Source organism: Pseudomonas sp. XP2, from assembly GCF_053557975.1.
Map to the genome: position 1 here is coordinate 80,937 of NZ_JBNRIK010000009.1, position 12,682 is coordinate 93,618.

The following is a 12,682-nucleotide window of genomic DNA, read 5'->3' on the forward strand; positions in this document are numbered from 1 at the left end:
ACATCACTCAGCCACGCTTACGCTGCGGCAGCACATCCTTGAGCTTGGCGTGCATGCTGCGCAGGGTCTTCTCGGTCGCCGACCAGTCGATGCACGAGTCGGTAATCGAGACGCCGTACTGCAATTCGTTCAAATCTTTCGGAATCGACTGGCAGCCCCAGTTCAGGTGGCTTTCGACCATCAGGCCGATGATCGACTGGTTGCCTTCCAGAATCTGGTTGGCAACGTTCTCCATTACCAGTGGTTGCAGGGCCGGGTCCTTGTTGGAGTTGGCGTGGCTGCAATCGACCATGATATTGGCCTTGATCTTGGCCTTGGCCAGGTCCTGCTCGCACAGGGCGACGCTGACCGAGTCGTAGTTAGGCTTGCCGTTACCGCCGCGCAGTACCACGTGGCCATACGGATTACCCTTGGTGGTGACGATCGACACGCCGCCTTCCTGGTTGATGCCGAGGAAGCGGTGTGGCTTGGACACCGACTGCAGGGCATTGATGGCAACGGTCAGGCCGCCATCAGTGCCGTTCTTGAAGCCGACCGCCGAGGACAGGCCTGAGGCCATTTCGCGGTGGGTCTGCGATTCGGTGGTGCGGGCGCCGATGGCCGACCAGCTGATCAGGTCTTGCAGGTATTGCGGGGAAATCGGGTCCAGTGCTTCGGTAGCGGTCGGCAGGCCCATTTCGGCCAGGTCCAGCAGCAACTGACGGCCGATGTGCAGGCCATCCTGGATCTTGAACGAGTCATCCAGGTACGGGTCGTTGATCAGGCCTTTCCAGCCGACGGTGGTGCGCGGCTTTTCGAAGTACACCCGCATGACCAGGTACAGCGTATCGGACACTTCTTCGGCCAGTACCTTCAGGCGCTCGGCGTATTCGTGGGCGGCCTTGATGTCGTGGATGGAGCAAGGGCCGACCACGACGAACAGGCGATGGTCCTTGCCGTCGAGAATATTGCGCACCACTTCACGGCCGGCAGTCACGGTCTGCAGGGCCTTGGCGCTGAGAGGGATTTCCTTCTTGAGCTGATCGGGGGTGATCAGGGTCTCGTTGGAGGCAACGTTCAAGTCATCGATCGGTAAATCAGCCATCGTGTTACTCGTCAGGTCACGGGTGCCGGCCGCCAACTATCCCCGTGCGGCCCAGCAGCAAGAATAATCGCAGCGGGGAGCCGAACCTTAGCGCGTTACGGGTGGCGCGACAATGGGCGCAAGTCCCGTCAGCGTGCTGTTTTACCTGCTCCTTTAGCGCGCTGGTGTCGATGGGCTACCTGACAGTGCGCAAGCGGTGTAAAAAGAAGGCTGATTTTTCCCGGGAGGTCCGCATGCATCCGCACACACCACGCATTGGCATCATTGGCAGTGGGGCTATCGGTGGCTTCTATGGTGTGATGCTGGCTCGCGCGGGTTTCGACGTGCATTTTCTGCTGCGCAGCGAGTATCAGGTTGTACGCGAACAGGGGTTGGCGCTGGACAGTGCGGTGCACGGCAAGCTGCTGATGAAGGTGCAGGCCTATGCCAATGCCGCAGATATGCCGGCTTGCGACTGGTTACTGGTCGGTGCCAAGGCCACCAGCAATGACCAGCTGGCGCCTGTGATCGTGCAGGCTGCTGCGCCGGGCGCCAAGGTTTTACTGCTGCAAAACGGCCTGGGTGTGGAAGAGCAGCTGCGTCCGGCATTACGTGGCGACATGCACCTGCTCGGCGGCCTGTGCTTCATCTGCGTCAACCGCCACGCGCCGGGTGTAATTCGTCACCAGGCCCTGGGGGCGGTCAACCTGGGCTATCACAGTGGGCCGGCCCGTGAGGGTGGTGCCGCAGTTGTCAGGGAAGGTGCCGGTTTGTTCCAGGCGGCGGGCATCGATTCGCAGGCCATGCCGAACCTGGACTTGGCGCGCTGGCAGAAGCTTGTATGGAACGTGCCTTATAACGGCCTGTCGGTGCTGCTGGGTGAAGGCACCACCGGGCTGATGGCAAGCAGCCACAGCCGTGCCCTGATACAGGCCTTGATGGCTGAGGTGGTGCAAGGCGCTGGCGCCTGCGGGCACGTATTGCCCGAGGGCTATGCCGAGCACCTGTTCCAGATGACTGAGCGCATGCCCGACTACTGGCCAAGCATGTATCACGACTATGCCCTCATGCGCCCGTTGGAACTGCAGGCTATCTATGCTGAACCGCTGGCGCGTGCACGTGCGGCAGGCTGCAGCTTGCCACGCACCGAAATGTTGTACCAGGCACTGAGTTTTCTCGACGACAGCGATCGACCCCGCTGAGCTGGCTTTGACCCCGATGGCGCGATTTTGCGGGGCCTCCAGCCCGTGCCGGTAGCGCGCCGGACGGCAAAGCGTGTGTCCGGTGCGCTGCTAAGCTGAAGCTTGCTCTGCCGCTGCGGCAGTCGAGGAGGTCGAATGATCCGCTCCATGCTGTACGCCACCGACCTCGGTGTCTACGCCCCTTTTGTGATGCAGCACGCGCTGGCCTTGGCGCGCACGTTCAATGCCGAGCTGTATGTGATCCATGCGGTGGAGCCAATGGGGCAATTCGCCGAATCCCTGCTGCAAAGCTATCTCGATGAGCAGACGCTTGACCAGTTGCACAGCCAGGGGGTGAGCACGGTGATGGCCAACATTGAGCAGCGCGTGCTGGAGAGCTTCCGCGATGAGCTGGGCGAGGAGGCCGACCTGGCAGTGATCAAAGCGGTGCGGGTACGCCAAGGTGACCCCGCGCAGGTGATCCTTGACCAGGCGCAGCGGTTGAGCGTTGACCTGTTGATTTTCGGCAGCCACAGCGCCGGTGCCGGTGTGGATGTGCCCTTGGGGCGTACGGCTGTGCGGCTGCTGCAGCTGTCGCCGGTGCCGGTGTACATGGTGCCGTTGGCGCAGCATCTGGGGCGTAGGAAAGTGTGAAGATGGCCGTAGGCTGTTTGCGGGGGCATGTAACAAAATAGTTCTAGATTTATTTCCAGAACCACTAATATAGTTATATATCGTCGCTGCCTGCTGCCGCGGACTCATCGCTGAACCGAGGGGAACCTATGAAGCTTCAACAACTGCGCTACATCTGGGAAGTGGCGCACCATGACCTCAACGTCTCCGCGACGGCGCAGAGCCTGTATACCTCCCAGCCTGGTATCAGCAAGCAGATCCGCCTGCTCGAAGACGAACTGGGTGTTGAAGTCTTTGCTCGCAGCGGCAAGCACCTGACCCGTGTCACGCCGGCCGGTGAGCGCATCATCAATACCGCCGGCGAAATCCTGCGCAAGGTCGAGAGCATCAAGCAGATCGCCCAGGAATTCTCTAACGAGAAGAAGGGGACGCTGTCCATCGCCACCACCCACACCCAGGCGCGCTATGCCTTGCCGCCGGTGATCAGCAGTTTCATCAAGCAATACCCGGAAGTGTCGCTGCACATGCACCAGGGTTCGCCCATGCAGATTGCCGAGATGGCTGCGGACGGTACGGTCGACTTCGCCATCGCCACCGAGGCGCTGGAGCTGTTTGGCGACCTGATCATGATGCCGTGCTACAAGTGGAACCGCTGTGTTGTGGTGCCCCAGGGGCATCCGCTGGCCAAGCTGCCGAAACTCACCCTCGAAGCAGTTGCCGAATACCCGATCGTGACCTACGTGTTTGGTTTCACCGGGCGCTCGAAGCTGGACGAAGCCTTCAACCACCGTGGCCTCACGCCAAAAGTGGTGTTTACCGCGGCAGACGCCGACGTGATCAAGACCTATGTGCGCCTTGGGCTGGGCGTGGGTATCGTCGCGGGTATGGCCGTGGACGCCAAACTCGACAATGACCTGGTGGCCCTGGATGCCAGCGAGCTGTTCGAGGCCAGCATCACCAAGATCGGCTTCCGCCGTGGCACCTTCCTGCGTGGCTTCATGTGCGACTTCATCGAGAAGTTTGCCCCGCACCTGACTCGCGAAGTGATGGCCAAAGCCATTCAGTGCCATAACAAGCAAGAGCTCGAAGAGCTGTTTGCCGGTGTTGAGCTGCCGGTGCACTGATCCACGATTGCAGGGGGCTGCAAAGCAGCCCCGGCTATCTCAAGCCTTGCTGATCAGGTTGCCTGCGTGCAACCCGCATTCCTTCTGCGTTGACTCTTCCCACCACCAACGCCCTTCGCGCTCATGCTGGTTTGGCAGTACCGGGCGGGTGCATGGCTCGCAGCCGATGCTGATGAAGCCGCGCTCATGCAGGCTGTTGTATGGCAGCTCAAGCATGCGGATATAACCCCACACTTCTTCACTGCTCATCTGCGCCAGCGGGTTGAATTTGTAGAGGGTGCGCTCGGGCGTGGAGAAAGCGCTGTCGATTTCCAGTGCCGCCACCTGGCTGCGGGTGCCTGGGCTCTGGTCGCGGCGCTGGCCGGTAGCCCAGGCGCTGACGGTGGCCAACTTGCGGCGCAGCGGCTCGATCTTGCGAATACCGCAGCACTCGCCGTGGCCGTCCTTGTAGAAGCTGAACAGGCCCTTTTCCTTGACGAATGGGTCGAGTTTGGCACGGTCGGGGCTGAGCAGTTCAATCGGCAGGTTGTACTGCTCGCGCACCTGGTCGATGAACCGGTAGGTCTCCGGGTGCAGGCGGCCGGTGTCGAGGCTGAACACCTTGACCTGCTTGTTCAGCTTCCAGGCCATGTCGACCAGCACCACGTCCTCGGCGCCGCTGAAGGAAATCCACAGGTCATCACCAAAATGCTCGAAGGCGAGCTTCAGAATATCCTGTGGGGACTTGTTGGCGTAGGTCGCGGCCAGGGCGGCGACGTCGAAGGGTTGGCTCATCAGGCGGTTTCCATCTTGGCTGTGGCGCTGTGCGCTCGTAGTGAGGTGATGGTAACAAAAAAACGCGGGCTAGACGGACTCACAGGCCCTGCAAGGTCTGCATCAGCACACGCACCTTGGCGATCGACTCTTCATATTCGGCCTGCCACTCGGAGTCGGCCACCACGGCACCGCCGCCCCAGCAACTGACCTGGCCGTCTTTGACCAGCAGGCTGCGAATGGCAATCGAGCTGTCCATCTCGCCGCGCACGTCCACATACAGCAGCGAGCCGCAGTACAGCGCCCGGCGCGCCGGCTCCAGCTCGTCGATGATCTGCATGGCGCGAATCTTCGGCGCCCCGGTGATCGAGCCGCCGGGGAAGCTGTCGCCGATCAGGTCCAGGGCATCCTTGTCGCTGGCCAACTGGCCGGTGATGCTGCTGACCAGGTGGTGGACGTTAGGGTAGCTCTCCAGGCTGAACAGCTCCGGTACCTTCACCGAACCGATCTTGCAGGTACGCCCGAGGTCGTTGCGCAGCAGGTCGACGATCATCAGGTTTTCCGAGCGGTCTTTGGGGCTGTGCAGCAGCTCTTCGGCATTGCGCTTGTCTTCAACCGGGTCGTGGGCACGTGGGCGCGTGCCCTTGATTGGTCGGGTCTCAACCTGGCCCTGGCTGACGCGGATGAAGCGCTCAGGCGAAAAGCTCAGCAACGCGCTGCCGTCGGCCAGTTGCTGGTAGCCGGAAAACGGCGTCGGGCAGGCTTGCCGCAGGGCCTGATAGGCCCGCCAGGGGTCACCTTGGCAGGGTGCGCGGAAGCGTTGGGTAAGGTTGATCTGGTAGCAATCGCCGGCCTGGATGTAGCGTTGTACCTGGTCGAAGGCGGCCCGGTACTGTTCAGGCTGCAGGTCGCCGGCCATCGGCGCGCGCAACTGGAAGTCGCCAATTGCGGTGCTGCTGGCGCTTTCGAAAAGCGTGATCAGGCGTTCACGTTCGCTGTCTGCCAGGCTTGGGTGGAACACCAGTTGACTGGTGCCATGCATATGGTCACTGACCAGTGCCCAGGCATACAGACCCAGTTGTGCGTCGGGCAGGCCAAGGTCGTCCACAGCCAGGCTGGGCAGGTGTTCCAGACGGCGGCCGAAATCGTAGCTCAGGTAGCCGATCAGGCCCCCGGCGAAGGGTAGCGCGCTGCCTTCGGGCAGTTGCGCATGGCCCAGTTGCGCCAGGCCGGCGCGCAAGCGTTGGAGGAAGGCGCGGCCTTGTTCACCGGGGTGCGCTTGAAGCTGCTGCAGCGGCCACGCGCTGAGCAGGTCGAAGCGGCCGCGTTCGGCGCCGGGGCGGGCGCTGTCCAGCAGAATCGCCCCAGGGGCCTGGCGCAGGCGGGCGAAATACGCGGCAGGGTCGGGCTGGTAGGGCAGGGGGTAAAGCGTACAGGTCGGCATCAGTGTGGACGGCGATGTAAAAGCGAGGAGGGCGATTGTAGACCTGTGCAGGAAAAGCGCCTAGCACTGGGCGCGACATTCAACAGAGGGTTTGGCCCATTCGCAGCACAAGGCTGCTCCTACAGGTGAAACGCAGCCCTGGAAACCTGCGCAGTAACTGTAGGAGCAGCCTTGTGCTGCGAAAGGGCTGCCAGGCAGCCCCGGCACTTCAGCGGTTAGGCACGTGCCCGAACAAACCCTGAGCTACCCGAACCCGCTGTTCGGCATCTTCGCTGATGCCGTCCTTGGCCAGTGCTTCGATGTGCGCCTCGATGGCATGTGTGCGCTGGGTCAGGCCGCAGTCGTTGGCAATCTGGATGTTCAGGCCCGGACGGGCGTTGAGCTCCAGAATCAGTGGGCCCTTCTCCTGGTCCAGTACCATGTCCACACCGATGTAACCCAGCCCGCACAGTTCATAGCAGCCGGCGGCCAGTTTCATGAAACCGTCCCAGTTCGGCAACTGCACGCCGTCCACTGCGTTGGTGGTATCCGGGTGCTTGCTGATGATGTTGTTCAGCCAGGTACCGCGCAGGGTTACGCCGGTGGCCAGGTCAACGCCTACGCCGATGGCGCCCTGGTGCAGGTTGGCCTTGCCGCCGGACTGGCGGGTCGGCAGGCGCAGCATGGCCATTACCGGGTAACCCATCAGTACAATGATGCGGATGTCCGGCACACCTTCGTAACTGATGCTTTTGAAGATCTGGTCGGGGGTAACCCGGTACTCGATCAGCGCCCGGTCGCGGTGCCCGCCCAGCGAGTACAGGCCAGTGAGGATGCTCGAAATCTGGTGCTCGATTTCCTCATGGCTGATGATCTTGCCCGATACCGTGCGGTAGCGGTCCTCGAAGCGGTCGGCGATCACCAGGATGCCATCACCGCCGGCGCCTTGCGCCGGCTTGATGACGAAATCACTGCGCCCGCCAATGATCTGGTCGAGCTTCTCGATTTCTTTCTCGGTTTCGATGATGCCGTACATTTCCGGCACATGGATGCCGGCCGCCAGGGCGCGCTCCTTGGTGATGATCTTGTCGTCGACGATCGGGTACAGGCTGCGCTTGTTGTACTTCAACACGTAGTCCGCGTTGCGCCGGTTGATACCCATGATGCCCCGGGCCTCCAGGGCTTTCCACGTCTTGATCAGGCCAAACATCAGGCGTCAGCCTTCTTCAGGAATGCCTTGAAGCGGAGAAGTTCGGTCAGGCGGTAGCCACGGTAGCGGCCCATCGCCAGCATGAAGCCCACCAGGATCAGCAGCACGGCCGGGAACGTGAACACGAAGTACACCAGCTCGGGCACCATCATCAGCAGGTGCGCCACCGAGGCGGCAAACAGGGTGCCAATGGCCACTTTCATGGCATGGCCACCGCCACGCTCTTCCCAGGTGATCGACAGGCGCTCGATGGTCATGGTCAGGATCACCATCGGGAACAGCGCCACCGACAGCCCGCGCTCAAGGCCGAGCTTGTGGCTGAACAGGCTGATGGCTGCGATCAGCACCACGACGAAGGTCAGCACCACCGACAGGCGTGGCAGCATTTGCAGCTTGAGGTGTTCAAGGTACGAGCGTAGCGACAGGCCAAGGGCGGTAATCACCGTGAACAGCACGATGCCGAAGCCTAGCTGCGTTTCGCGGAACGCCAGGGCGATCAGCACCGGGGTGAAGGTACCCAGGGTCTGCAGGCCGACCATGTTGCGCAGGACCAGAATCACCAGCACGCCGATCGGGATCATTACCATGATCATGAAGGTTTGCTGGGTCTGCAACGGCAGGCCGTACAGCGAATACTCGAGGAAGTCGGCGTCGGTGTTCTCGTCGGTCAGCTTGGCCAGGCGGATGGCGTTCATCTCGCTGTTGTTCATGCTGAAGGTAACGTTGGCCTTCTTGCCGCCATCGACGGTGATCAGGTTGTCGTCACCGGTCCACCACAGCAGGCGATCGTTGGGCAGGCCTTGTTCGCCGGTGTCGGGGTTGAAGTACAGCCAGTCGTTACCGTTGAAGCTGCGCAGCCATAGCTCCGGGGTTTGCGGGGTGTCAGCCACCAGGCGGATGGTGTGCACCTTTTCCATCGGCACGTGGGCAATCGACAACAGCAGGTCGATGACCTGAGCTTTCTTCATCGGTGAGGTGTCGCCGGCCAGCAGCAGCTTGACGTTGTCGTCGTTGAGGTTGTTGACCCGCTTGATGGTCTCGCTGACGAAGGTCTCGACGTCGGCGGAGTGCTGGCGAATCGGCGCCATCAGGGCTTCGGCGGCGATCTTCTCGGGGCCTTCGATAGCCAGGCTGTCCCGGAAGGTCGGGCCTTTGACCGTGGTCTTTTCGTTGCTGTAGCGCTTGGTAAGCACCAGGCGGTAGTAGAGGGTCTGGTTGCCGCTGGCGCGACGGGCCGACCAGGTGACCTTGCGGTTGCCGTCGGCGCGGTTGACGCTCACCCCGTAATTGTTGGAGATGAAGCTCTCGTTGAGGCTCACGTAGTCGCGGTTCAGTGGTGGCACGAACATCTGCACCTTGACCGGGTCCTTGGTGCTGGCCACAAACTCGACCTTGGCGTCGATGTTCCACAGGTCGTCGGTTTCGTCTTCGGTCACCGGAATGCCGAGGAAGAAGATCTGATAGGCCGTGACCGCCACGCCCAGTAGCACCAGTACGGTGATCAGGACTTTCAGATGGAGGGTAAGAGAGCGCATCGGGATTACTCTGCTTTGGGAGCGTCGGTGGCACAGGCAGGTTTGCCGGCCGCATATTTAAGGCTTGGGTCGACCAGCGCGTCGAAGTGCTTGAGCGCCTCGGAGCCGATCAGCAGCGGGAACTGGAAGGCGCTGCGGTCGGTGAGGTTGACTTCGATGGTGCGCATGGCCTGGCCCATGCAGATTTCAAGTTCGATGACCGGGCGTGCCGTGTAGGCCTTGCCCGATTCGGCATCATAGTCGCCGGCCCGGCGCTTGATCTTGCTCACGCGTGCCAGCGGACGCTCGATCGGGTGCGAATGGGCAGCATCGATGGCCAGGTAGAAGCGCACCCAGCTTTCGCCGTTGCGCTTGAAGCGCTTGATGTCACGGGCGCTGAGCGAGGCGGTCTTGGCACCGGTGTCGAGCTTGGCAGCCACTTCCAGGTCCAGGTCGCCCAGCCGTGCATATTCGTTCAGGCCATAGACGGTCTTGCCCGCAGCTTGGCCAAGGGCCGGCAGCAGGGTGAGGCATAGCAGCAATAAAACGGGTGTAAGTCTCATAATCCTGGCGCGGTGCAGTGCAAGGTTCTAGGCAAGGTTCTGGTCAAGGTTCTGGTCAAGGCGACTGGCAACGACTGCGCAACCTTCCTCTTGTATCTGTCAACAAGCATGAATGTATGACAGACAGGCTATCCATACCCCAACGGAGGCGCGGCATTCTATCACGCCGACGTCTTGACGCCAGCGGTGCGCGATCTGACATCACCTGGGCGGGGTTAGTTCGTTCTTAGACGATTGTCGACAATATTCATTTTTTCTTTGACTGGGTCGCTTTAGTTCGCTAATTTCTGGCGAATAGATTTTCAAGGTGTCGACAATATGCAGGACCTTTCCACCCCCAGCCCGGTGCTGACAGACGAAACGGAAACCTTGTCTGAAAACGTCTTCAGGCGCATTCAGGCGGCCATCGTCAAGGGCGAAATCGCCCCCGGCAGCAAGATTTCCGAGCCGGAGCTGGCGCGCACCTACGGCATCAGCCGCGGGCCGCTGCGCGAGGCCATCCACCGCCTGGAGGGCCAGCGCCTGCTAGTGCGCGTGCCGCATGTTGGGGCGCGCGTGGTGTCGTTGAACCACGCCGAGCTGATCGAGCTCTACGAAATTCGCGAGTCGCTGGAAGGCATGGCCTGCCGCCTGGCTGCCGAGCGCATGAGCCAAGGCGACATCGACGAACTGCGCCGGGTGCTCGATACCCATGAGCGCGATGCTGCGTTTCAGGCCGGCCTGGGTTACTACCAGCAGGAAGGCGACTACGACTTCCATTACCGGATCATCCAGGGCAGCGGCAACCAGACCTTGGTCAAGATGCTGTGCGGCGAACTGTACCAATTGGTGCGCATGTATCGCATCCAGTTCTCTGCCACGCCCAATCGGCCACGCCAGGCGTTTGCCGAACACCACCGCATACTCGATGCCATCGCCGACCGTGACGGCGAGCTGGCCGAACTCCTGATGCGCCGCCACATCGGCGCGTCCAAGCGCAACATCGAGCGTCACTATCTGGACGCCCACAACAACAGCCCACGAGGTGAGAAATGACTGTGAAGAGCACCCCCGGTCAGCGTTTTCGCGATGCCGTTGCCGCCGAGCATCCACTGCAGGTGGTTGGCGCCATCAACGCCAACCATGCGCTGCTGGCCAAGCGCGCCGGCTTCAAGGCCATCTACCTGTCCGGTGGCGGTGTGGCCGCAGGCTCGCTGGGCCTGCCGGACCTGGGCATCACCGGCCTGGATGACGTGCTCACCGATGTGCGCAGGATTACCGACGTGTGCGACGTGCCGTTGCTGGTGGATGTCGACACCGGCTTCGGTGCGTCGGCTTTCAACGTCGCCCGCACCGTGCGCTCGATGAGCAAGTTCGGCGCTGCCGCCATCCATATCGAGGACCAGGTTGGCGCCAAACGCTGTGGCCACCGCCCGAACAAGGAAATCGTCAGCCAGCAGGAAATGGTCGACCGCATCAAGGCGGCCGTCGATGCCCGCAGCGACGACAGCTTCGTGATCATGGCGCGTACCGATGCCCTGGCCGTCGAAGGCCTGAACGCAGCCCTTGATCGTGCCGAGGCGTGCATCGAGGCTGGCGCCGACATGATCTTCCCGGAGGCCATCACCGAGTTGCAGATGTACAAGACGTTCGCTGATCGGGTGAAGGCACCGATTCTGGCCAATATCACCGAATTCGGCGCCACGCCGCTGTATACCACCGAAGAGCTGGCCTCGGTCGACGTGTCTCTGGTGCTGTACCCGCTGTCGGCGTTCCGAGCCATGAACAAGGCGGCCGAGAACGTATACACCGCGCTGCGCCGCGACGGCACCCAGAAAAACGTGATCGACACCATGCAGACCCGCATGGAGCTCTACGATGCCATTGGTTATCACGCCTTCGAGCAGAGCCTCGACGCGCTGTTTGCCCAGAAAAAAGGCTGAGCAACACCCCGAATTAGCCAGAGCAAATCCATAACAAGTTCAAGAAAGGAGAAACACCATGGCCGAAGCGAAAGTACTCAGTGGCGCAGGTCTGCGCGGTCAGGTGGCCGGCCAGACCGCACTGTCGACCGTGGGCCAGGCCGGTGCCGGGCTGACCTATCGCGGTTACGACGTACGTGACCTGGCAGCAGGTGCCGAATTCGAAGAAGTCGCTTACCTGCTGCTGTACGGCGAACTACCCTCCCAGGCCGAGCTGGATGACTACAAGCGCAAGCTCAAGGGCCTGCGTGACCTGCCGCAAGCCTTGAAAGAAGTACTGGAACGTATCCCGCGTGACGCTCACCCGATGGACGTGATGCGCACCGGTTGCTCGGTGTTGGGCACCCTGGAGCCAGAGCTGACCTTTGAAGCCCAGCGTGACAAGACCGACCGCTTGCTGGCGCTGTTCCCGGCAGTGATGTGCTACTGGTACCGCTTTACCCACCATGGCGTACGCATCGACTGCACCAGTGACGAAGACACGCTCGGCGGCCACTTCCTGCATCTGCTGCACGGCAAGAAGCCGAGCGAGCTGCACGTCAAGGTCATGAATGTGTCGCTGATCCTCTACGCCGAGCACGAGTTCAACGCCTCGACCTTCACCGCCCGCGTCTGCGCGTCGACCTTGTCCGACCTGTACTCCTGCGTCACGGCCGCCATCGGTTCGCTGCGCGGCCCGCTGCACGGGGGGGCCAACGAGGCAGCGATGGAGTTGATCGAGCGTTTCCAGAGCCCGCAGGAAGCCACTGCCGAGCTGCTGCGCATGCTGGAGCGCAAGGACAAGATCATGGGCTTTGGCCACGCCATCTACAAAGAGTCCGACCCGCGCAACGAGGTGATCAAGGGCTGGTCGAAGCAGTTGGCTGACGAAGTGGGCGACACCGTGCTGTACCCGGTTTCCGAAGCCATCGACAAGACCATGTGGGAGCAGAAGCGCCTGTTCCCCAACGCTGACTTCTACCATGCGTCGGCGTATCACTTCATGGGCATTCCGACCAAGCTGTTCACCCCGATCTTCGTCTGTTCGCGCCTGACCGGCTGGGCGGCGCACGTCTTCGAGCAGCGCGCCAACAACCGCATCATCCGCCCGAGCGCCGAGTATGTCGGCGTCGAGCAGCGTCAGTTCGTGCCCATCGAGCAGCGCTGACAGACCGAACCTGTGGGGTGGCCTGGTCCGGCCTCATCGCCGGCAAGCCAGCGCCTACAGGTGTTGCACCGCCCTTGAGGCTTGCGCTGCACCTGTAGCAGCTGGCTTGC

12 protein-coding genes are annotated in these 12,682 nt (G+C 61.7%); 6 read left to right on the forward strand and 6 right to left on the reverse strand.

Going from position 1 to position 12,682, the window contains the following annotated elements; translation table 11 throughout:
* Positions 1-7: 7 nt before the first annotated feature.
* On the reverse strand, positions 8-1,084 hold the full coding sequence (locus tag ACK1VC_RS12340; RefSeq protein ID WP_016485902.1) for a 3-deoxy-7-phosphoheptulonate synthase: 1,077 nt from the start codon (positions 1,082-1,084) through the stop codon (positions 8-10).
* Between the two features lie 233 nt (positions 1,085-1,317).
* Here ACK1VC_RS12340 and ACK1VC_RS12345 point away from each other — a divergent pair, with 233 nt between their 5' ends.
* The 3 genes from ACK1VC_RS12345 to cysB all read left to right on the forward strand — a co-directional run bounded on the left by ACK1VC_RS12345 (position 1,318) and on the right by cysB (position 4,001).
* The gene (locus tag ACK1VC_RS12345; RefSeq protein WP_060518840.1) at positions 1,318-2,265 is read left to right on the forward strand and encodes a putative 2-dehydropantoate 2-reductase; all 948 of its coding nucleotides are present in this window, start codon (positions 1,318-1,320) and stop codon (positions 2,263-2,265) included.
* 135 nt (positions 2,266-2,400) lie between these two features.
* A complete protein-coding gene (locus ACK1VC_RS12350; protein ID WP_016485904.1) occupies positions 2,401-2,898 on the forward strand; it encodes a universal stress protein in 498 nt (165 codons plus the stop codon).
* A gap of 128 nt (positions 2,899-3,026) precedes the next feature.
* The gene (gene cysB / locus ACK1VC_RS12355; RefSeq protein ID WP_016485905.1) at positions 3,027-4,001 is read left to right on the forward strand and encodes an HTH-type transcriptional regulator CysB; all 975 of its coding nucleotides are present in this window, start codon (positions 3,027-3,029) and stop codon (positions 3,999-4,001) included.
* Positions 4,002-4,040: 39 nt separating this feature from the next.
* On the opposite strand, the gene ACK1VC_RS12360 is transcribed toward cysB, so the two are convergent.
* The 5 genes from ACK1VC_RS12360 to rloA form a co-directional block, all read right to left on the reverse strand.
* Positions 4,041-4,775, reverse strand: coding sequence for a phosphoadenylyl-sulfate reductase (locus tag ACK1VC_RS12360; protein WP_016500538.1), 735 nt, complete (start codon positions 4,773-4,775; stop codon positions 4,041-4,043).
* 79 nt (positions 4,776-4,854) lie between these two features.
* The gene (gene pabB, locus ACK1VC_RS12365) at positions 4,855-6,198 is read right to left on the reverse strand and encodes an aminodeoxychorismate synthase component I (RefSeq protein WP_016485907.1); all 1,344 of its coding nucleotides are present in this window, start codon (positions 6,196-6,198) and stop codon (positions 4,855-4,857) included.
* Positions 6,199-6,406: 208 nt separating this feature from the next.
* Positions 6,407-7,387 carry an alpha-L-glutamate ligase-like protein gene (locus ACK1VC_RS12370; protein WP_060518838.1) on the reverse strand — a complete coding sequence of 327 codons (981 nt, stop codon included), beginning with the start codon at positions 7,385-7,387 and terminating at the stop codon, positions 6,407-6,409.
* On the reverse strand, positions 7,387-8,922 hold the full coding sequence (rloB, locus tag ACK1VC_RS12375; protein WP_191087470.1) for an osmotic stress tolerance membrane protein RloB: 1,536 nt from the start codon (positions 8,920-8,922) through the stop codon (positions 7,387-7,389). The genes ACK1VC_RS12370 and rloB overlap by 1 nt, the downstream gene beginning before the upstream one ends.
* 5 nt (positions 8,923-8,927) lie before the next feature.
* A complete protein-coding gene (rloA, locus tag ACK1VC_RS12380; protein ID WP_016485910.1) occupies positions 8,928-9,464 on the reverse strand; it encodes a retropepsin-like aspartic peptidase RloA in 537 nt (178 codons plus the stop codon).
* Positions 9,465-9,782: 318 nt separating this feature from the next.
* On the opposite strand from rloA, the gene ACK1VC_RS12385 reads away from it, so the two are divergent.
* Genes ACK1VC_RS12385 through prpC form a run of 3 tightly spaced genes read left to right on the forward strand, consistent with a single transcriptional unit; the run spans position 9,783 to position 12,572 of the window.
* Positions 9,783-10,499: a GntR family transcriptional regulator gene (locus ACK1VC_RS12385; protein WP_016485911.1), complete on the forward strand. Its 717-nt coding sequence runs from the start codon at positions 9,783-9,785 to the stop codon at positions 10,497-10,499.
* The gene (gene prpB / locus ACK1VC_RS12390) at positions 10,496-11,386 is read left to right on the forward strand and encodes a methylisocitrate lyase (protein ID WP_016485912.1); all 891 of its coding nucleotides are present in this window, start codon (positions 10,496-10,498) and stop codon (positions 11,384-11,386) included. The genes ACK1VC_RS12385 and prpB overlap by 4 nt, the downstream gene beginning before the upstream one ends.
* 58 nt (positions 11,387-11,444) lie before the next feature.
* Positions 11,445-12,572, forward strand: coding sequence for a bifunctional 2-methylcitrate synthase/citrate synthase (prpC, locus tag ACK1VC_RS12395; RefSeq protein ID WP_016485913.1), 1,128 nt, complete (start codon positions 11,445-11,447; stop codon positions 12,570-12,572).
* Positions 12,573-12,682: the final 110 nt, after the last annotated feature.

Excerpts from the sequence above, each read along its gene's own strand:
- prpC (WP_016485913.1), top strand. The coding sequence starts at position 11,445 with ATGGCCGAAGCGAAAGTACTCAGTGGCGCAGGTCTGCGCGGTCAGGTG.
- rloA (WP_016485910.1), bottom strand. The coding sequence starts at position 9,464 with ATGAGACTTACACCCGTTTTATTGCTGCTATGCCTCACCCTGCTGCCG.
- cysB (WP_016485905.1), top strand. The coding sequence starts at position 3,027 with ATGAAGCTTCAACAACTGCGCTACATCTGGGAAGTGGCGCACCATGAC.
- ACK1VC_RS12370 (WP_060518838.1), bottom strand. The coding sequence starts at position 7,387 with ATGTTTGGCCTGATCAAGACGTGGAAAGCCCTGGAGGCCCGGGGCATC.
- ACK1VC_RS12360 (WP_016500538.1), bottom strand. The coding sequence starts at position 4,775 with ATGAGCCAACCCTTCGACGTCGCCGCCCTGGCCGCGACCTACGCCAAC.
- ACK1VC_RS12350 (WP_016485904.1), top strand. The coding sequence starts at position 2,401 with ATGATCCGCTCCATGCTGTACGCCACCGACCTCGGTGTCTACGCCCCT.
- rloB (WP_191087470.1), bottom strand. The coding sequence starts at position 8,922 with ATGCGCTCTCTTACCCTCCATCTGAAAGTCCTGATCACCGTACTGGTG.
- ACK1VC_RS12385 (WP_016485911.1), top strand. The coding sequence starts at position 9,783 with ATGCAGGACCTTTCCACCCCCAGCCCGGTGCTGACAGACGAAACGGAA.
- prpB (WP_016485912.1), top strand. The coding sequence starts at position 10,496 with ATGACTGTGAAGAGCACCCCCGGTCAGCGTTTTCGCGATGCCGTTGCC.
- ACK1VC_RS12340 (WP_016485902.1), bottom strand. The coding sequence starts at position 1,084 with ATGGCTGATTTACCGATCGATGACTTGAACGTTGCCTCCAACGAGACC.
- pabB (WP_016485907.1), bottom strand. The coding sequence starts at position 6,198 with ATGCCGACCTGTACGCTTTACCCCCTGCCCTACCAGCCCGACCCTGCC.
- ACK1VC_RS12345 (WP_060518840.1), top strand. The coding sequence starts at position 1,318 with ATGCATCCGCACACACCACGCATTGGCATCATTGGCAGTGGGGCTATC.